The following is a 19,114-nucleotide window of genomic DNA, read 5'->3' on the forward strand; positions in this document are numbered from 1 at the left end:
AGGCACCGGCCAGCACATCGGCCAGTGCCAGCCGCCGCATACCCCCTGATAGGGCGGTGCTGCGGCGGGGAGACGGCAAAGCCCCGCACACGGCGCTACCTCGTCTCCGATCCTCAACCGCAACGTCGATCGGAGCACCACCAATGAGTCCCACTCAGCAAAGTCCCGCCGATGAGACCACCATGGAGCTACACGTCGCACCGGCGTCCATAAAGATAATTCGCGAGATCGCACAGCTTCGCGCCGAGATCCATTCCGCCCGGCCGTCCGCCCGCTTCACCAAAGCCACCGCTGTCGTTGCCGCCATGGCACTGCTCGACTGGGTCGCCATTCTGATCCACGCCGTCCTCGGCGACGTGGGCACGTTCTTCGCTACCCACCTGGGCTTTGCCGCCACCATCAGCGTCATCGCCGCAGTCGGCGGCGTCGGCTGGCTGATCATGCAGGAGCAGTGCCGCCGAGAGGTCAAGCGTGACGAGATCGAGGAGTTGCGGCACCAGGAGCGCACCCGCATGGTGAATCAGGTGTTGCGCGAGGGCTTCAACCAGTACTGGAAGGGCTTCGTCGACGGCGTCCAGGAGACCAGGGCGGGCCGCGCCACCCCGCCGACCCGGCCGAGCGGGGTGACGCCGCTATGGCCCCGCACGCAGGGCCGCAACCGGGGTCGACACCCGGGCTAGACGCCACGCATCACGTCGACCCGGTCGTAGGCGCGGCGGGCCCGCGCTCCTCGGGCCGATGACCCGTAGTGCCGCAGCATCTGTGGGCTCTCCCAGCCGTTGAGTTCCATGAGGTCACCTTCGGCACCGCCCTCGTCGAGCCAGTTGTGAGTGAACGTGTGCCGGAACAGATGCGGGTGGATCTTCAGGCCGAGGCGGGCGCCCCGCCGCTCGACGACTTGCCGGACGCCGGATGGAGTCATCGGCACGCTGCGGCGTACGCCGATCCAGAGGGCGTCGGTGAGGCCGGCTGCCTTGTGCTCGCCGCGCTTACGCAGGTACCGGTCGAGGGCGAGGGCGGTCTTGGCGTCGTACTTCACGACGCGTTCCTTGCCGCCCTTGCCTACGACTTCGGCGGTCCGCTTCGCCACGTCGATGCTGTGGATGTCGAGGTTGGTGAGTTCGGCAAGCCGGCAGCCGGTAGATGCGAAGAGTCGCAGGATGGCGGCATCGCGGCGGTCCTCGTAGCTCTTGCCCTTCTCCGCATCCTTGATCAGCTTGGCGAGCTGCTCAATCTCAATGATCGGCTTGCGCTTCGTGCCGATCTTCTCCGGCGGCGGAGGCCGGAACCTGTCGAACGGGTTCGCCTCGTCCTCCTCTTCTGCGTACCACTTGAAGAAGGCTTGCAGCGCCCGGCCGATGTTGTTGCGGTAGCCGCGGGCGTAGTCGATCTCCTGCATGTGGGCGAAGAACAGGCGCAGCTCGTCGCGGGTCACCTTCGACCACGAGCGGACCTGCGTCTCTCGGATCAGCCAGCCGGCGAACCAGCCGGCGGCGTCGGTGTATATCTCCCTCGTCCGTGTCGACTTCTCGTCGACCTGGAGCGACAGCGCGAAGCTGTCGATCCACGGCTTGAAGGGACCGAGGTTCTTGGGCAGGTCACCGCGCTTACTAGGCACGCGTGCCACCTCCAGACAGCACTCGCGTGCAATCCGGGCGGTGCCCGAAAGGGCCGCCTGACAGCCTCGTGGCGGCGCGCTGGCGGCTTCGAGGGTGGTCCGGACGCCGGCAGGCCCCGCCTGTGCCGTCTGAGGGCATCTGGCGGGTTTGGCCGGCGCTGAGACCAAGGTTCAGGCGATCCGGTAAGCGAGTGCTGCGTGTACGACTAAGCGTATGGGTGGTGCTGCACGCCTCCCACGTTTTGCCTGGTGAGAGGGGGTATGTGGGCGCGGCAGGTTTCGAACCTGCGACCCCTCGCTTGTAAGGCGAGTGCTCTCCCACTGAGCTACGCGCCCGGAACGCCCGTACGGCGGGCCGGAGGGTGGCAAGCTTACCCTGCCCCCACCGGCCCGGTCGTACGGCGTGCCCGGTCGGTCAGGCCGCGACGGCCTCGGCGAGGGCCTTGCGCCAGCCCTGCTGGTCGCGCGCCTCGCCCGGCATGTTCATCTCGGCGAAGCGGACCACGCCCGCCTTGTCGATCACGAAGGTGCCCCGGTTGGCGATGCCCGCGACGTCGTTGAAGACGCCGTACGACTGGGCGACCGCGCCGTGCGGCCAGAAGTCGGCCAGCAGCGGGAACTGGTAGCCCTCCTTGTCGGCCCAGATCTTGTGGGCGTAGACCGAGTCGACGCTGACGGTCAGCACCTGGACGTCGTCGTTGACGTAGTCGTTGAGGTTGTCCCGCACCTCGCACAGCTCACCCTGGCAGATCCCGGTGAAGGCGAGCGGGTAGAAGACCAGCAGCACGGTGCGCTTGCCACGGAAGTCCGAGAGCCGGACCTCCTGGTTGTTCTGGTCCTTGAGCACGAAGTCCGGCGCCTCGGCGCCAACCTCGATCGGCATGCGAGCTCCTCAGGATGGGGTCGGATGGGCAACAGCCTGCCACACCCGGCAGCGGGCGCCGCCGGGTGATCGCCGGCTCCGGCCTACTTCTTGCCCTTGGCCCCGCGGCGCAGGACGAGGCGGGCGCCGCTCCAGTCCCGGCCGGCGTTGACGGTGGAGGTCTGCTGGAGGCCGGCGGTGGGCGCGGACTCGGCGACCTCGCTCGGCTCGACGTGCCCCTCGCGCCCCGCCTTGGGCGTGAGCAGCCACACGACACCGTTGTCGGCCAGCGGGCCGAGGGCGTCGACGAGAAGCTCGAAGAGATCACCGTCGCCGTCGCGGTACCAGACCAGCACCGCGTCGACCACCTCGTCGGTGTCCTCGTCGACCAGATCTCCACAGCGGTCGGTCAGGGCGTCCCGGAGATCCTGGTCGACGTCGTCGTCGTACCCCATCTCCATGACGACCATCCCCGGTTCGATCCCGAACCGGTCCGCCAGGCTGCGTACCCCGTCGGCGGCCTGACCAGCGGTCGCGCTCACTGTCGCGTGCCTCCTCATCTCATCCCTGCCCGCGGCGTCGCGTCGACGCCGTCAGGCAAAGTCCACACAGTTGTGGCTCCCCGCGCAAGTGGCGCACCGGGTGGAACGGAATTTACCGTGCCAGAAGCGTGCGGGCACCCTGGGTAATTGCTTCCTCGGAGACCAGAACCTGACGGGCCGCCGGACCTAATGGTACAAAAGAGTCAACTCCGGCCACCCGTCGCGCCGCTCCGACATATCCGGCATCCACCAGGGCCGCGATGACCCCCTCGCCGACCCCGCCGGAGCGGCGGGTCTCGTCCACGACCAGCACCCGGCCGGTCGCCGCCGCCTCCCGGATGATGTCGGCCACCGGCAGCGGGGAGAGCCAGCGCAGGTCCACCACCCGGGCGCCGACCCCCTCGTCGGCGAGGGTCGCCGCCGCGCGCAACGACATCGGCACCCCGTTACCGAACGTGATGATCGTGACGTCCTCGGCGGAGCCGACGCCGTAGACGCGGGCCCGCCCGATCGGCACGTGACCGCCGGTCCACGCGCCGGGCTCGGCGTAGTGGGACAGCCACTCACCGTCACCGTCGGCGTACAGGTCGCGGGTGTGGTAGAGCGCGATCGGCTCCAGGAAGACGCAGACGGTGCCGTCCACCGCCGCGCTGGCCAGGCAGGTGCGCAGCATGGGCGCGGCGTCGTCCGGCCGCGCCGGCACCGCGATCACCAGGCCCGGCACGTCCCGGAGTACGGCCACCGAGTTGTCGTTGTGGAAGTGCCCCCCGAAGCCCTCCTGGTACGCCAGCCCGGCCACCCGCACCACCATCGGGTTGCGGAACGCACCCTGCGAGAAGAACTGCATCGTGGCGGCCTCGCCACGCAGCTGGTCCTCGGCGTTGTGCAGGTACGCCAGGTACTGGATCTCGGGCACGGGCAGCATCCCGGCCAGCCCGGCGCCGAGCCCCAGCCCCAGGATCGAGGTCTCGTCGAGCAGCGTGTCGAAGACCCGGGCCACGCCGAAGCGGTCCCGCAGCCCCTTGGTCACCCCGTACACGCCGCCCTTGGCGCCGACGTCCTCGCCGAACACCGCCATCTGCGGATGGTCGAGCATCCCGTCGGCGAGCGCGGCGTTGATGCTCTGCGCCAGCGTCAGCGGGCCGGTCAGCTCCGGCGGCTTTCCGCCGAACGCCTCCGCGCGGGCACCGGCGCCGGGGCCCCCGGCACGCGCCGCCGCGTCCGCCACCGCCCGGGCGAGGCGTGCCGGCCGGCGCGGGGCCAGCGGGGCGACCACGTCGGCCGGTGCGGTCAGCTTCGGCTCGTCCAGCACCTCCTCGGCGATCCGCCGCACCTGCCAGCCGATCTCGTCGTACCGGGCCAGCAGCTCCTCGCCGGTGGCGAGGCCCGCCCCCACCAGCAGCCGTGCCGTGGCGGTCAGCGGATCCCGGGCGAGGTCGGCCGCGATCTCCCCGGGGCTCCGGTACGCGGTCTCGGCGTCCGCGCCGGCGTGTCCCATCAGCCGTACGGTCGACAGGTGCAGCACGGCGGGGCGTCGGTGCCGGCGCACCCAGGCCGCCGCCTCGGCGGCCGCCTCGTACGCCCGCGGCAGGTCGCCGCCGTCGGCGGAGAAGTAACGGACCCCCGGCTTCGACCGCAGGGTGGTCTCCACCCACCCCTTCGGGGAGCGGACGCTGATGCCGAGGCCGTTGTCCTCGCAGACGAAGAGCACCGGGATGCGCAGGCCGGTGTGGTCGTACCAGCCGGCGGTGTTGAACGCGGCCGTGGCGCTGGCGTGGTTGACCGACGCGTCGCCGAACGAGCAGACCACGATGGCGTCCGGCGGCCAGGGGGTGTGCATGGCGCCCCCATCGCCGCCGCTGGTCGGCGCCCCGTCCCGCCGACCGGCGGTGTCCAGCCGGCGCAGCCGTTCCACGGCCAGCCCCATCCCGACGGCGCGGGGCAGGTGCGAGGCGATCGTGGAGGTGGTCGGGACGACGGCCAGGTCGGCGCGGCCGAAGACCTTGTGCCGACCGCCGGCGAGGGGCTCGCTGCTGGAGGCGACCATGCCCCGCAGCACGTCGCGGGCCGCCTCGGCGTACCCCGGGCGGAGCGGCCGGTCCACGGCGGACCTTGCGCCGCCGGTCGGCTCCTCCGGGTCGGCGGCGTCCGGCGCGGAACCGTCGCCGGGGCCGTCCGGGTCGCCCGGCGCGGCCTCGACGGGCCCGCCGGCCGCCGCCGGCCGGTCGGTGCCACCCCGCCCGGCGTCGAATCGCTCGCCCGAGGGCTGGTCGGCCTCGAACCGCTCGGCGTCGGACCGCTCGACCTCGAACCGGTCGGCGTCGGACCGCTCGCCCGAGGGCTGATCAGTCCCGTCCCGGTCGGCCCCGGGTCGCTCGGCCGGCGCCCACCCGGCGGCCTGGGCGGCGCGGACGCAGTAGAAGGCGCCCGAGCGGTAGTGCAGCAGCGCCGGGTCGGTGGCGCGCAGCGCGGCGGCGACCGCGGCGTTGCCCTCGTGGCCGGCGGAGCCGATCGTGTAGTAGCCCTCGCCGAAGCTGCGCAGCCACCGGCCAGCCAGGTCGAGCTGGCGGCTGGTGGCCTGCGCGTCGAAGAGGTCCAGCGCCCGCGCGCCGGTCAGCGTCGTGTCGTCGGTGACCGGCCGTGCGGGGTCACGCCGCTGCGACGGGGTGGCCAGCGCGGCCAGCGTCTCCCGGAACCGGTCGTCGAGATCTTGCGGGGTGGTCACGTCGGACAGCATTACCGACGAGCGGCCTGTGCGCCCACTCGGACACGAACGACGCGGTGTGGGTCAGTCTTCGTCGCACCGCTCGGGGCAGCCGCCGTCGGAGACCTTCCAGACCAGCTCGCGCAGGGTCGACAGCTCCTCGACGGTGAGCCCGGCGAGCAGTCGGGAGTCCGACATGACCTGGTGCACCCGGGCCCGCACCCGCCGCCCGGCCCCGGTCACCACCAGCGTCCTCTGCCTCCGGTCGGCGGGATCGGCGTGCCGCTCGACCAGCCCGGCCCGCTCCAGCTTGTCGACCAGGGCGGTCACGTTGGAGCGGTCGCAGCCCAGCCCTTCGGCGAGGTCGCGGGCCGGCAGCGGCAGGTCGGGGTCCAGCTCGTGCAGCGCCCGCGCGGTCGCGGGGGTCAGCCCCAGCTCGGCGATCTCCCGGTCCTGGTGGTGGCGCAGCGCGGCGGCGACGTGCGTGATGCGGCGCACGACGTCGCCGGCCAGCGCCGCGCGGTCGGCGGGATCCGGCGGGACGGACGGGACGGGCTGCGGCGCCATGCCTCACATCCTACGCGCGTCAAAAGTTGAGCAGCTCCACCATCGGCGGTGTCGCGCGGAACCCCGCCGTCAGCCGGGGAGGAACGAGAAGCGGACGGTCCGGGTCGGGTTGTCGCCGTTGGGGTCGACCAGGCAGACCGACTGCCAGGTGCCCAGCGCCAGCCGGCCGTCGACGACCGGCAGGGTCGCGTACGGGGGGACGAACGCCGGCAGGACGTGGTCGCGCCCGTGGCCGGGCGAGCCGTGCCGGTGCCGCCACCGGTCGTCGGTGGGGAGCAGGTCGTCGAGCGCGGCCAGCAGGTCGTCGTCGGACCCCGAGCCGGTCTCGATGATCGCCAACCCGGCGGTGGCGTGCGGCACGAAGACGTGCAGCAGTCCGTCGCCCTGCCCGGCGACGAACCGCTCGGCCTCCGCCGTGATGTCCCGGACGGTCGGCCGGGCCCCGGTCTGGACGGTGATCACCTCACTGCGCATACGACGCATTCTGCCCGAGCGGGCGGTCGGCCGCCCGATCCCTGCCGGGCGGGCCGGTTGCGCAAAGTTACCGACGGGTACCTGTGTCGCGCGTCGCGTCTCCGGGCGGTGGGCGTGACGACAGGTGCCACCAGGGGGCAGGATGGCGCTAGAGACCTATCCCACACAGAACCGAGGGAACGCCTGTGGCTACGGAACGCAAGCGCCCGGTGATCACCGCTGGTCTGCCGAGCCAGCTTCCGGACATCGACCCTGAAGAGACCAGCGAATGGGTCGAGTCGCTCGACGGTGTCATCGACGAGCGCGGGACAAAGCGCGCCCGCTACGTCATGCTGCGCCTGCTGGAGCGGGCCCGTGAGCGCCAGGTCGGGGTGCCGTCGCTGACCACCACCGACTACATCAACACCATCCCGCCGGAGCACGAGCCGTGGTTCCCGGGTGACGAGCACGTGGAACGGCGGATCCGGGCGTACGTCCGGTGGAACGCGGCCATGCTCGTGCACCGGGCGCAGCGTCCCGAGATCGGCGTCGGTGGGCACATCTCCACCTTCGCCAGCTCGGCCTCGCTCTACGAGGTGGGCTTCAACCACTTCTTCCGGGGCAAGAACCACCCGGGCGGCGGCGACCACATCTTCTACCAGGGCCACGCCTCCCCCGGCATGTACGCGCGGGCGTTCCTGGAGGGGCGGCTGACCGAGCACCAGCTCGACGGGTTCCGCCAGGAGCTGTCGCACCCGGGCGGCGGCCTGCCGTCGTACCCGCACCCGCGGCTGATGCCGGACTTCTGGGAGTTCCCCACGGTCTCGATGGGCCTGGGCGGGCTGAACGCGATCTACCAGGCGCGGTTCAACCGCTACCTGCACCACCGGGGCATCAAGGACACCTCGGACCAGCACGTGTGGGCCTACCTGGGCGACGGCGAGATGGACGAGCCGGAGACCCTCGGCGCGATCGGCGTGGCCGCCCGCGAGGAGCTGGACAACCTCACCTTCGTGATCAACTGCAACCTCCAGCGGCTCGACGGGCCGGTGCGCGGCAACGGCAAGGTCATGCAGGAGCTGGAGGCGTTCTTCCGGGGCGCCGGCTGGAACGTCATCAAGGTGGTCTGGGGCCGGGAGTGGGACCCGCTGCTCGCCGCGGACACCGACGGCGCGCTGGTCAACCTGATGAACACCACGCCCGACGGTGACTACCAGACCTACAAGGCGGAGTCCGGGGCGTACGTCCGGGAGCACTTCTTCGGCCGCGACCAGCGGACCCGCAAGATGGTCGAGGACCTCAGCGACGACGAGATCTGGAACCTCAAGCGAGGCGGGCACGACTACCGCAAGCTCTACGCGGCCTACAAGGCGGCGATGGAGCACACCGGTCAGCCGACGGTGATCCTGGCCAAGACGATCAAGGGCTGGACGCTGGGCTCGCACTTCGAGGGCCGCAACGCCACCCACCAGATGAAGAAGCTGACGCTGGAGGACCTGAAGACCTTCCGCGACCGGCTCTACCTGGACATCCCGGACAAGGCGCTGGAGGACAACCCCTACCTGCCGCCGTACTACACGCCGGGCGAGAAGTCCGACGAGATCGCGTACCTCAAGGAGCGGCGCCAGCAGCTCGGCGGCTACCTGCCGTCGCGGCGCTCGGGCCAGAAGCGGCTGGCCATCCCCGGCCCGGAGCGCTTCGCCGACGTCAAGCGCGGCTCGGGCAAGCAGAAGGTGGCCACCACGATGGCCTTCGTCCGCCTGCTCAAGGACGTGATGAAGGACAAGGAGTTCGGCAAGCGCTGGGTGCCGATCATCCCGGACGAGGCCCGCACCTTCGGCATGGACTCGCTCTTCCCGACGCAGAAGATCTACTCGCCGCACGGCCAGCGCTACACCTCGGTCGACCGGGAGCTGTTCCTGTCGTACAAGGAGTCCACCGGCGGGCAGATCCTGCACGAGGGGATCAACGAGGCCGGCTCGGTCGCCTCGTTCACGGCGGCGGGCTCGGCGTACGCCACCCACGACGAGCCGATGATCCCGATGTACATCTTCTACTCGATGTTCGGGTTCCAGCGCACCGCCGACGGGCTGTGGGCCGCCGCCGACCAGATGGCCCGGGGCTTCCTGCTCGGCGCCACCGCGGGCCGGACCACGCTCAACGGCGAGGGGCTCCAGCACGAGGACGGCCACTCGCTGCTGATCGCCGCCACCAACCCGGCGGTGGTCGCGTACGACCCGGCGTTCGCGTTCGAGATCGCGCACATCGTGGAGAACGGCCTGCACCGGATGTACGGCGAGGCGCAGGAGAACGTCTTCTACTACCTGACGATCTACAACGAGCCGATCCTCCAGCCGGCGGAGCCGGAGGGTGTGGACGTGGAAGGGCTGCTCAAGGGCATCTACCGCTACTCCCCCGCCCCGTCGGTGGGCGACGACGCGCCGAAGGCCAACGTGCTCGCCTCGGGCACGGGCATGCAGTGGGCGATCAAGGCCCAGCAGCTGCTGGCCCAGGACTGGGGCGTGGCCGCCGACGTCTGGTCGGTGACCTCCTGGACGGAGCTGCGCCGGGACGCGGTGGAGTGCGAGGAGCACAACCTGCTCAACCCGGGCGCGGAGCAGCGGGTGCCGTACATCCAGCAGAAGCTGGCCGACGCCGAGGGCCCGAAGGTCGCGGTCAGCGACTGGATGCGCGCGGTGCCGGACCTGATCGCCCGCTGGGTGCCCGGCGACTACACCTCGCTCGGCACGGACGGGTTCGGCATGTCCGACACCCGCCACGCCCTGCGCCGGCACTTCCACGTCGACGCCGAGTCGGTGGTGGTCGCGACGCTGCGGCAGCTCGCCCTGCGCGGCGCGGTCCCGGCGAGTGTGCCGGCCGAGGCGGCCAAGAAGTACGCCATCGAGGACGTGAACGCGGCCCCGGTCGGCGAGACCGGCGGCGACAGCTAGGACGTACGAGACGAAGGGCCCGGCGCTTCCCGCGCCGGGCCCTTCGTCGTCCGCCGACGCGCGAACGGGCGGTGGTCCGGAGTCCCTGGCGGGGACACCGGGCCACCGCCGTCGCGGGTGGGCGCCAGGACGTGCCCGGCTCAGCCGACGGCGGCCAGATCGGTCAGCCGGGCGAGCGAGTCCTCCAGGTCGGCGCCGACCCGGCGCAGGCCGAGGCGGAGCAGGGCGGCCTTGACCGGACCGGCCGGCCAGCGTACGACGATGAGCCGCACGATCGTCCCGCCCTCCTCCTCGTCCGCGGTGAGCTGGACGTAGATCTCGGTGCGCGCCTCCGCCCGGGCACCGGCGCCCTTGGCGCGTTCGCGCCAGCCGATCAGGGTCGGTTCCTGAAAGGCGATCACCTCGGCCTCATGCGCGGCGCCACGTCCGGCCTGGACGAGTTGTCGGCGCCCGAAGCCCTCTCCCGAGAGCACCTCGGCCGCACGGACCCCCGCCAGCCAGGCCGGCAACTGCTCGGCCCGCTGCACGACGTCCCAGACCGCTTCCACTGGCGCCATCACGTGCGCACTGCGTTCCACGAGGATCATTTCCGTCTTTCCTCCAGTGAGGACATCCCACGATATCGGCACTCTATGCGCAAATTCGGACGTATACGGACGGGTTCGGAAAAGACGCGCCGAAAACTCTTGCGCTGCGGCGACGTACGACCTATGGCGCAACGGCCGGCCGCCCCCTAGAGTCGCGAGCACGATTCACGTACGACGGGAGGGCGCATGTCGACCGCAGCGATGCCCGAGTTCCCCGCCGGATTCCGCTGGGGAGTGTCCACCTCCGCCTACCAGATCGAGGGCGGCGTCGACGAGAACGGGCGGGGAGCGTCCATCTGGGACACCTTCGCCCACACCCCCGGCCGGGTCGCCGACGGCAGCACCGGCGACGTGGCCTGCGACCACTACCACCGGCACGCCGAGGACGTCGCGCTGCTGGCCGGGCTGGGCGTCTCGGCGTACCGCTTCTCGATCGCCTGGCCCCGGGTGCGGCCCACCGGCGACGGCCCGGTCGACCCGCGCGGGCTGGACTTCTACGACCGGCTCGTCGACGACCTCCTCGCCCACGGCGTCGACCCGGTCGCCACGCTCTTCCACTGGGACCTGCCGCAGACCCTGGAGGACGCGGGCGGCTGGTTGAACCGGGACACCGCCCACCGCTTCGCCGAGTACGCCGACGCGACCGCCGCCCGCCTCGGCGACCGGGTGAAGCTCTGGATCACCCTCAACGAGCCCTTCATCCACATGAGCCTCGGCCACGGCACGGGCGAGCACGCCCCCGGCCGGACGCTGCTCTTCGACGCCTTCCCGGTGGCCCACCACCAGCTGCTCGCCCACGGCCTCGCCGTCGCCGCGCTGCGGGCGCGCACCACCAGCCCGGTCGCCATCGCGAACAACTACTCGCCCGTGCGGCCGGCCGGGGACACCGACGCCGACCGGGCGGCCGCCGCGGCGTACGAGGCGCTGCACAACCGCCTCTTCACGGACCCGCTGTTCGGCCGGGGCTACCCCGCCGAGCTGGGCTTCGACACCGCAGTGGTGCGCGCCGGCGACCTCGACGTGATCGCCGCGCCGATCGACGTGCTGGGGGTCAACTACTACAACCCGACCGGCGTACGCGCCCCGCAGGAGGGCTCGCCCCTGCCGTTCGAGTTCGTGCCGCTGGCCGGGTACCCGCGTACCGCCTTCGACTGGCCGGTCGCCCCCGACGGGCTGCGCGAGCTGCTCGGCTGGCTGCACCGCACGTACGCCGACGACCTGCCGCCGATCCAGGTCACCGAGAGCGGCTGCGCGTACGACGACACGCCCGACGCCGACGGCCGGGTGCACGACCCGGAGCGCATCGCGTACCTCGACGGGCACCTGCGCGCGGTACGCGCCGCGATGGCCGAGGGCGTCGACGTGACCGGTTACTTCGTCTGGTCGCTGCTGGACAACTGGGAGTGGGCGGAGGGCTTCACCAAGCGCTTCGGCCTCGTGCACGTCGACTTCGACACCCAGCTCCGTACGCCCAAGTCCTCGTACGCCTGGTTCCGTGACCTGATCGCCCGGCCGTGACCACCGTCGATCCGACGCCCGCGTCGCTGCCGGCGGCGCTCGCCGAGCCGACCGCGCCGGTGCGGCGGGGCTGGATCGCGCTGATCTTCGCCGCGAACCTCGGGGTCTGGATGGCGTTCTTCACGCCCATCCAGGTGCTGCTGCCGCAGCAGCTGGAACGTATCGCGCCGGCCGACAAGGAGACGGCGCTGGCCGTGGTCACCGGCCTCGGCGCGCTCGCCGCCGTGCTCGCCAACCCCCTCGCCGGGGCGCTGTCGGACCGCACCTGCCTGCGGCTGGCCGGGCGGGAGTTCGGCCGGCGGCACGTCTGGACCGCCGGCGGGGCGCTGCTCGGCGCGGCGGCCCTGGTGCTGCTGGCGCAGCAACGCACCGTCGCCGGGGTCGCGCTCGGCTGGGTCGCCGCCCAGGTCTGCTTCAACGCGATGCTGGCCAGCCTGACCGCCGCCGTGCCGGACCGGGTGCCGGTCGCCCAGCGCGGCGGCGTCTCCGGCTGGGTCGGCATCCCCCAGGCGCTGGGGCTGGTGCTCGGGGTGGTGCTGGTCACCGCCGTGGTCAGCGGCACCGCCGCCGGCTACCTGGCGATGGCGGCGGCGGTGCTGCTGCTGGCCCTGCCGTTCGCGCTGCTCACCACCGACGACCCGCTGCCCCGGGCGCACCGGCCGGCACTGCGCTGGCGCGCCCTGCTCGCGTCGATGTGGGTCTCGCCGCGCCGCCACCCGGACTTCGGCTGGGCCTGGATCACCCGGTTCCTGGTGCAGCTCGGCAACGCGCTCGGCACGCTCTACCTGCTCTACTTCCTCACCGACGAGGTGCGCCACGTCGACCCCGAGGGCGGCCTGCTGGTGCTGATCCTGCTCTACACGGCCGGCCTGGCGGCCACCGCCGTGGTGGCCGGGCGGCTGTCGGACCGCTCCGGCAAGCGGAAGGTCTTCGTCATCACCGCCGGCGGCATCATGGCGGTCGCCGCGCTGCTGCTGGCCGTCGCGCCGGTCTGGCCGGTGGCCGTGGCCGCCGCGCTGCTGCTCGGCGCCGGCTACGGCGTCTACCTGTCGGTGGACGCCGCGCTGATCACCCAGGTACTGCCCGCCGCGACCGACCGGGCCAAGGACCTGGGCGTGATCAACATCGCCAACTCGGCTCCGCAGGTGCTCGGCCCGGCGCTCTCCGCCCCGCTCGTGGTGCACCTCGGCGGCTACCCGGTGCTCTACGCGGTCACCGCGGCGGTCACCGTGCTGGGCAGCGTCCTGGTGCTGAAGATCCGCTCGGTGCCCTGAGCCGCACCCCTGACGGAATCCGGTCGCGGGCCGCCGTAGGCTGGGGGACGTGACGGTACGTGTGCGCTTCGCCCCCTCCCCGACCGGTATGTTCCACGTCGGCGGCGCCCGCTCGGCGTTGCAGAACTGGATCTACGCGAAGCAGCAGGGCGGGGTGTTCGTGCTCCGCGTCGAGGACACCGACGCGGCCCGCAACAAGCCGGAGTGGACCGAGGGCATCCTCTCCGCCCTCGACTGGATCGGCATCGAGCGCGGCGGCTACGAGGGCCCGTACTTCCAGTCGGAGTACGCCGGCGAGCACCGGGCCGCCGCCGCGCGGCTGCACGCGTCCGGCCGCGCCTACTACTGCGACTGCACCCGCGAGGCCGTGCAGGCCCGCACCGGCTCGCAGTACCAGGGCTACGACGGCTTCTGCCGGGACCGGGGCCTGCCGGCCGGCGAGGGGCGCGCCCTGCGCTTCCATACGCCCGACGAGGGCGAGACCGTGGTGGTCGACCTGATCCGCGGCGAGCCGACCTTCGAGAACAAGCTGATCGAGGACTTCGTCATCGCCCGGGGCGACGGCTCGCCGGTCTTCCTGCTCGCCAACGTGGTCGACGACATGACCATGGGCATCACCCACGTGATCCGCGCCGAGGAGCACCTGCCCAACACCCCGAAGCAGCAGCTGCTCTGGGAGGCGCTCGGAGTCAAGCCGCCGATCTGGGCGCACGTGCCGGTGGTGGTCAACGAGAAGCGGCAGAAGCTCTCCAAGCGCCGCGACAAGGTGGCCCTGGAGGCGTTCCGGGACGAGGGATACCTGGCCGCCGCGATGCGCAACTACCTGATGCTGCTCGGCTGGGCGCCGTCGGGCGACCGGGAGATCGTCGAGTGGTCGGTGATCGAGCAGGAGTACCGGCTGGAGGACGTCAACCCCTCCCCGGCGTTCTTCGACGAGAAGAAGCTCCGCGCGTTCAACGGCGAGTACATCCGGGCGCTGCCCGTCGAGGAGTTCGTCGAGGCGTGCCGGCCGTGGCTGACGGGCACCGGCACCATCGCCCCGCCGCCGTGGCAGCCGGAGGAGTTCGACGCGGACGCCTTCGCGGCCGTGGCCCCGCTGGCGCAGACCCGGATCGCGCTGCTCAGCGAGATCGTGCCGAACGTCGACTTCCTCTTCCTCGCCGCGCCCCTGATCGACGAGGCCGCCTGGGCCAAGGCGATGAAGGAGGGCTCGGCGGAGCTGCTGGACGCCGCCACGGCGGCGTTCGAGGCGCTGGAGTCGTGGGACGCCGAGACGCTGAAGTCGACGCTGGAGGCGGTCGGCGCCGAGCGCGGGCTCAAGCTCGGCAAGGCCCAGGCGCCGGTGCGCGTCGCGGTCACCGGCCGTACCGTCGGGCTGCCGCTGTTCGAGTCGCTGGAGGTGCTCGGCCGCGAGCGCACCCTGAGCCGGCTGCGCGCCGCCCGGGTCCGCCTGTTCTGAGCCGGGCCCGTTCCCGACGGCCACGGCCGCCCCGCCGGGACGGCCCACCCGCGCGCCTGCGACGCCGCCGCCACGTCGGCCCGCGACCTCCGGCTCGGGGTGGTGCCTGACGGCGGGGTACCCGCTCAGCGCCCGGACCGGTGGGTCCGGGCGCTGAGGCGTCCCGGGCTCGTGCCGGTCAGCGGCGGGCGGAGCGGCGACGCAGCAGCAGGCCGGCGGCGAGGGCGGCGAGGAGAAGCACGCCGCCGAGCGCCCACAGCCAGCCGCGCCCGGCCGCGTCGTCGCTCTCCCTCGCCGCGGGCACCGCGGACCCCGGCGTGCCCGCGCCCGTCGGATCGGGCGCGGCCGAGGTCGGCGCGGCGCCGGACGGAGGCGGTACGGCCGACGCCGGGGCGCTCGGGCCGGCGGTGCCCGCGCCGGTCGGCGACTCGGCGGGGGTGCCGGTGGTCAGGGTGAACCGCACCTCGCCGGAGACCGGGTGCCCGTCGCTGGACGCCAACTGGTAGCCGACGATGTAGAGGCCCGCCCGGCCCGGCTTGAACGGGACGCTCACCCGCGAGCCGGAGAAGGCCGGCGCGCCGCCCAGCGCGGCCACGTTGTCCGGACCGGTCACTGTGATCTTCGTCGTATTCGGGTCCGCCTTCGCCAGGAAACGCAGCTCGATCCGGGACGGCGCCTCGGCCACCCGGGCCCCGTTGCGCGGATCGCTGCCGGTCAGCGAGTTGTGGGCAGCCGCCGGCGCGGCCGGCAGCACCAACGACACACCGATCGCCACGCCGACCAACACTGGCCAGGTGAGCGCCACACGTGGGAACCTGCCCCCCATGAACCCCTCCGTAAAGGTACGATCCGCCCGCTGATCCACGGCTACCGTTCATTGGTCGGGCCGGGATCACAGATAGTTCCAATTACTGTTCCACGAGCTGCAACCGATCGACGTTCTGCGCAGTCTTGAGGGTGGCACCCTGCACGGGTTCGGTCACCCCCGTCAGCCAACCAACGCGTGACCTGCAGCAAGCCATCCATCGAACGGGGCGAGGAGGCGGCGATGGTCCGAACGATGCGGCGGCTGGTCGCGGTGTTGGCGGGCGGGCTCGCGGCGGCGGTCCTGTCGCTCGGTTCCGCCGCGACGGCGACGGCGGCGCCGAAGACCCCACCGGCCGGAGTGGAGATCACCGGGCACGGGCTGGCGGAACCGCTGCGGCTGCGCGCGGAGGCCCACCCGACGCACGTGGTGGCGATCATCGACCAGGTCAACTTCCTCGGCCGTACAGGGCAGCCCAAGGGCCCGAAGGCGGCCGACCTCGGTCCGAAGTACACCGTCGTGGTGTTCGCCGGTGACGTCGCGAAGCAGACGTACGACCTCTACCCGAAGGCGGTCGGCGGGCCGCGCGTCTTCCGCCCGGCCAAGCAGCCGGACGCCCGCAAGACCGCCGCGGGCTGGTTCCTCGGGCGGCTCAGCATGTCGGAGACCCTCCGCACGGCGGGCGTGCCGCTGGAGCGGCAGTTCGACACCGTCAGCGGGGGCGTCGGCGGCGGCGAGCGGGTCATCCCGGAGGACGCCCTCAACCCGGCGAAGGACATCGACGAGGCGCTCGGCGAGTTGCAGCGGCTGCTGCTGCTCAACGTCGCGGTGGTGCTGGTCATCACGTCGGGGCTCGCCGGGATCGCGCTGCTGGTCCGCCGCCGCACCCGCTGAGCCCGCCGTCGTCACCCGGCGCCCTGACGCTGGTCGCGGCCCCGCCCGGGGCCGCGTCGGCGGGCCGAGCGGCTCCGCCGACGCGCCGAGGCCCCGGCGCGGTCAGATCTCCAGGACCACCTTGCCGCGGACGTGTCCCGCCTCCACCAGACGCTGCGCGTCCGCCGCCTGCGCCAGCGGGAACGTCCGTTCGACGTGGACGGTCAGCCGGCCGGCGTCCACCAGCCCGGCGAGCATGCCCAGGTCCACGGTCGACGGCTTGACGAACAGATAGCTGCCGCCCAGCCGGGTGACGTGCTCCGGGTCGGCCGTCGAGATCAGCCGCGCGGGACGGGTGATCAGCTCGGCCGACACGTCGAGCGCGTCGCCGCCGAACAGGTCGAGCACCACGTCCACCCCGTCGGGCGCGACCGCGCGGACCCGGTCGGCCAGCCCGTCGCCGTACGCGACCGGCTCGGCGCCCAGCGACCGGACGAAGTCGTGGTTGGCCGCGCCGGCCGTGCCGATCACGCGGTCGGCGCCGAACGCGCGGGCGATCTGCACCGCCAGGTGGCCCACCCCGCCGGACGCCCCGTGCACCAGCACCGTGTCGCCGGCGCCGGTGCGGGCCGACTGGAGCGCCTGGTACGCCGTGAGGCCCGCCAGGGGCAGGCCACCCGCCTCGGCCCAGGACGCCCGCACCGGCTTGGCCGCCAGCGCCCGCTCGGGTGCCGGGACGAGTTCGGCGTACGTGCCGTGCTGGATGTGGTCGCGTCGGACGTAGCCGACGACCTCGTCGCCGACGGCGAACCCGGTCACCGCCGGCCCGACCGCCTCGATCACCCCGGCCGCGTCCCAGCCGGGGACGAGCGGGAAGTGACCCGGGATCGCACCGGCCAGGTGCCCCTCGCGCACCTTCCAGTCGACCGGGTTCACCCCGGCCGCCCGGACCCGTACGAGCACCGTGTCCGGGCCGACCGGCGGGTCGGGCAGGTCCCGGACGGTCAGCAGGCCGGCCGGGCCGTACGTGTCGATCGCGATCGCCTTCACACCGGTCACGCTAGCGGCCGGGCGGCGTCGCCGTGGTCAGCACCAGCGGCGTGGCGGCCGCTCGCGGCGGGTGCCGCGCGGCCGGGGGCGGACCGGGCCGTGCCGGTGCGCGCCGGCCCAGCCGGGCAGGTCGCTGCGGCAGCCCGGGAGCGCCGCCAACTCGGCCTCGCCGGTCGGAGCCGGTTCCGCGACGCGCTGCCGGGGCACCGTGACGTCGTCCTCGGGGCGCTCGGGCGCGCGGGCCGGGTGCTCCGGCGAGTGGGCCGGGAGCCCTCCGGGCAGCCGGCGGTGCTTTGCTGCCGCCTGCTGCTCGTGGTGGCCCGGCCGGCAGGGCTCGCCCTGGGCGCAGCCGTGCTCGGCCTCCCCGTGCGCCATCGGAGTCTCCTCACGCTCGCCCCGCCCGCCGGGGTCGCTCCGACGGGCCCTGTCACCGTACTGGCCGGCACCGACGCCCCACCTGACTCCCCCACCGCCCCCGCCCCTCCCCTCGCGATCATGCAGTCGTGGTGGGGATTTCGTACGCCGGTGCAGCTTTCGTCCCCCACCACGACTGCATGATCGGCGGAAACGGGCGGGGTGGGGGTGTGGTGGGATCGGGGGGTGGGGGCGGGTGGGTGGGGCAGGGTGGCGGGTGGGTGGGGCAGGGTGGCGGGTGGGTGGGGCAGGGTGGCGGGGTGGGTGGGGGCCGGGACGGGTGGGCGGGACGTCGTGCTGGCCTGCGCCTCGCTGGTGGGCGGGGTGGTCCTGTACGGGCTGGGCACGCAGCCGCAACTGTCCTGGCACCCGGACCTGCCGGAACCGCTGTTCCTGCTGCCGCTGACGGTGGTCTGCACGGCGGTGGGCCTGCGCCGGGTCGCCCCCCGGGCCAGCCTGGCGCTCGGCACGGTGGCGGTGCTGGCCGACCTCGCGATGGGCGGCTCGCTGGCCACCGTCCTCGTCTACACCCAGGTGCTCTACGACGCGTGCGTGTACGGCTCGGCCCGGACCTGGCGCCGGCTGCTCCAGGTCACGATCGGGTTGAGCGTCCTCGGCACGGCGGTGGGGGTGCTGCTGAGGGGCGACTGGCGGGGCGTGGGCATCGGCGCGCCCGTGGTGCTGGCCGGGGTGCTGCCGGTGCTCACCGGGATCAGCGTGCGGCAGTACCGGGACCAGGCGGTCGCCGAACGGGCCCGGGCCGAGCAGACGGCCCGGCTGGTGGAGCTGGACCGCCGGCAGGCCGTCGGCGCGGAGCGGGCCCGGATGGCCCGGGAGCTGCACGACGTGATCGCCAACCACCTGAGCGCGGTGGCCATCCACGCCACGGCCGCGCTCTCCGTGCCCGGGCTCGACCGGTCGCAGGTCGAGTCGGCGCTGCGGGTGATCCGGGAGAGCAGCGTGCAGGGGCTGGGCGAGATGCGGCAGATGATCGGCCTGCTGCGGGAACCTGCGGAGGGCGGGGCGGCCGTCGACGCCACCGACGAGACGACCCGGGCGCGGCTCAGCGAGGTCGACGCTCTCGTGGACCGGGTGCGCGCCGCCGGGCTGACCGTCCGGGCGACCCGACGCGGCGAGCCCCGCGCGCTGCCGGTCGGGGTGGACCTGGCCGCGTACCGGATCGTGCAGGAGTCGCTGACCAACGCGCTCAAGCACGGCGCCGGCGAGGCCGACCTGCTGGTCGCGTACGAGCCGGCGGGGGTGGTGGTGGGCGTGGAGAACCCGGTCGGCGCCGGCCGGGGCACGCTGACCGGCGCGGGCGCCGGCCTGATCGGGATGCGGGAGCGGGCGGCGCTGCTGAACGGCCGGTTCGCCGCCGGCCCGAGGGGAGGCCGCTGGCGGGTACGGGTGGAGCTGCCGACGGAGGTGGCGTCGTGA

17 protein-coding genes and 1 tRNA gene are annotated in these 19,114 nt (G+C 73.0%); 7 read left to right on the forward strand and 11 right to left on the reverse strand.

Features of this window, described 5'->3' with window-relative positions; translation table 11 throughout:
* The first annotated feature begins 182 nt into the window (after nt 1–182).
* Nucleotides 183–680 carry a hypothetical protein gene (locus ACN27A_RS12995; protein ID WP_421452939.1) on the forward strand — a complete coding sequence of 166 codons (498 nt, stop codon included), beginning with the start codon at nt 183–185 and terminating at the stop codon, nt 678–680.
* Here the strand turns inward: ACN27A_RS12995 and ACN27A_RS13000 are convergent.
* The 7 genes from ACN27A_RS13000 to ACN27A_RS13030 all read right to left on the reverse strand — a co-directional run bounded on the left by ACN27A_RS13000 (nt 677) and on the right by ACN27A_RS13030 (nt 6,767).
* Nucleotides 677–1,618: a tyrosine-type recombinase/integrase gene (locus ACN27A_RS13000; protein ID WP_421452942.1), complete on the reverse strand. Its 942-nt coding sequence runs from the start codon at nt 1,616–1,618 to the stop codon at nt 677–679. The two genes, ACN27A_RS12995 and ACN27A_RS13000, sit on opposite strands and share 4 nt — an antisense overlap.
* Nucleotides 1,619–1,882: 264 nt before the next feature.
* Nucleotides 1,883–1,954, reverse strand: a tRNA-Val gene (locus tag ACN27A_RS13005).
* A gap of 79 nt (nt 1,955–2,033) precedes the next feature.
* The gene (locus tag ACN27A_RS13010) at nt 2,034–2,501 is read right to left on the reverse strand and encodes a peroxiredoxin (RefSeq protein WP_121400357.1); all 468 of its coding nucleotides are present in this window, start codon (nt 2,499–2,501) and stop codon (nt 2,034–2,036) included.
* Nucleotides 2,502–2,584: 83 nt separating this feature from the next.
* Entirely contained in the window at nt 2,585–3,022 is a 438-nt protein-coding gene (locus ACN27A_RS13015; RefSeq protein ID WP_132237238.1) for a DUF3052 domain-containing protein, read from the reverse strand.
* A 112-nt stretch (nt 3,023–3,134) separates the two neighbouring features.
* Nucleotides 3,135–5,639 (reverse strand): transketolase C-terminal domain-containing protein, encoded by a 2,505-nt coding sequence (locus ACN27A_RS13020; RefSeq protein ID WP_421458450.1) that lies wholly within the window; start codon nt 5,637–5,639, stop codon nt 3,135–3,137.
* A 171-nt stretch (nt 5,640–5,810) separates the two neighbouring features.
* Nucleotides 5,811–6,293 (reverse strand): MarR family winged helix-turn-helix transcriptional regulator, encoded by a 483-nt coding sequence (locus ACN27A_RS13025; protein WP_421452945.1) that lies wholly within the window; start codon nt 6,291–6,293, stop codon nt 5,811–5,813.
* Nucleotides 6,294–6,362: 69 nt separating this feature from the next.
* Complete coding sequence (locus ACN27A_RS13030; RefSeq protein ID WP_132237228.1) at nt 6,363–6,767, reverse strand: YjbQ family protein; 405 nt, start codon at nt 6,765–6,767, stop codon at nt 6,363–6,365.
* A gap of 185 nt (nt 6,768–6,952) precedes the next feature.
* Between ACN27A_RS13030 and aceE the strand changes: the two genes are divergently transcribed.
* Nucleotides 6,953–9,697, forward strand: a complete 2,745-nt coding sequence (gene aceE, locus ACN27A_RS13035) for a pyruvate dehydrogenase (acetyl-transferring), homodimeric type (protein ID WP_421452948.1) — start codon at nt 6,953–6,955, stop codon at nt 9,695–9,697.
* A gap of 140 nt (nt 9,698–9,837) precedes the next feature.
* Here the strand turns inward: aceE and ACN27A_RS13040 are convergent, their stop codons facing one another.
* Complete coding sequence (locus ACN27A_RS13040) at nt 9,838–10,284, reverse strand: SRPBCC family protein (protein ID WP_393165056.1); 447 nt, start codon at nt 10,282–10,284, stop codon at nt 9,838–9,840.
* A 186-nt stretch (nt 10,285–10,470) separates the two neighbouring features.
* Here ACN27A_RS13040 and ACN27A_RS13045 point away from each other — a divergent pair, with 186 nt between their 5' ends.
* From ACN27A_RS13045 to gltX, 3 genes are read left to right on the forward strand one after another with little or no spacing between them, the layout of a single operon-like run.
* Complete coding sequence (locus tag ACN27A_RS13045; protein ID WP_421452951.1) at nt 10,471–11,802, forward strand: GH1 family beta-glucosidase; 1,332 nt, start codon at nt 10,471–10,473, stop codon at nt 11,800–11,802.
* On the forward strand, nt 11,799–13,076 hold the full coding sequence (locus ACN27A_RS13050) for an MFS transporter (protein WP_421452953.1): 1,278 nt from the start codon (nt 11,799–11,801) through the stop codon (nt 13,074–13,076). The genes ACN27A_RS13045 and ACN27A_RS13050 overlap by 4 nt, the downstream gene beginning before the upstream one ends.
* Before the next feature lie 49 nt (nt 13,077–13,125).
* Nucleotides 13,126–14,535 (forward strand): glutamate--tRNA ligase, encoded by a 1,410-nt coding sequence (gltX, locus tag ACN27A_RS13055; RefSeq protein ID WP_421452956.1) that lies wholly within the window; start codon nt 13,126–13,128, stop codon nt 14,533–14,535.
* 178 nt (nt 14,536–14,713) lie between these two features.
* Here the strand turns inward: gltX and ACN27A_RS13060 are convergent, their stop codons facing one another.
* The gene (locus tag ACN27A_RS13060) at nt 14,714–15,310 is read right to left on the reverse strand and encodes a copper resistance protein CopC (RefSeq protein ID WP_421452959.1); all 597 of its coding nucleotides are present in this window, start codon (nt 15,308–15,310) and stop codon (nt 14,714–14,716) included.
* A 273-nt stretch (nt 15,311–15,583) separates the two neighbouring features.
* On the opposite strand from ACN27A_RS13060, the gene ACN27A_RS13065 reads away from it, so the two are divergent.
* Nucleotides 15,584–16,234: a hypothetical protein gene (locus ACN27A_RS13065; protein ID WP_421452961.1), complete on the forward strand. Its 651-nt coding sequence runs from the start codon at nt 15,584–15,586 to the stop codon at nt 16,232–16,234.
* A gap of 102 nt (nt 16,235–16,336) precedes the next feature.
* On the opposite strand, the gene ACN27A_RS13070 is transcribed toward ACN27A_RS13065, so the two are convergent.
* Entirely contained in the window at nt 16,337–17,263 is a 927-nt protein-coding gene (locus tag ACN27A_RS13070) for an NADP-dependent oxidoreductase (protein ID WP_421452964.1), read from the reverse strand.
* Between the two features lie 36 nt (nt 17,264–17,299).
* On the reverse strand, nt 17,300–17,638 hold the full coding sequence (locus ACN27A_RS13075; RefSeq protein ID WP_421452966.1) for a hypothetical protein: 339 nt from the start codon (nt 17,636–17,638) through the stop codon (nt 17,300–17,302).
* 291 nt (nt 17,639–17,929) lie between these two features.
* On the opposite strand from ACN27A_RS13075, the gene ACN27A_RS13080 reads away from it, so the two are divergent.
* Nucleotides 17,930–19,114 carry a sensor histidine kinase gene (locus ACN27A_RS13080; RefSeq protein WP_421452969.1) on the forward strand — a complete coding sequence of 395 codons (1,185 nt, stop codon included), beginning with the start codon at nt 17,930–17,932 and terminating at the stop codon, nt 19,112–19,114.

The organism is Micromonospora sp. WMMD737 (genome assembly GCF_049179055.1).
Lineage (GTDB): Bacteria > Actinomycetota > Actinomycetes > Mycobacteriales > Micromonosporaceae > Micromonospora > Micromonospora reichwaldensis.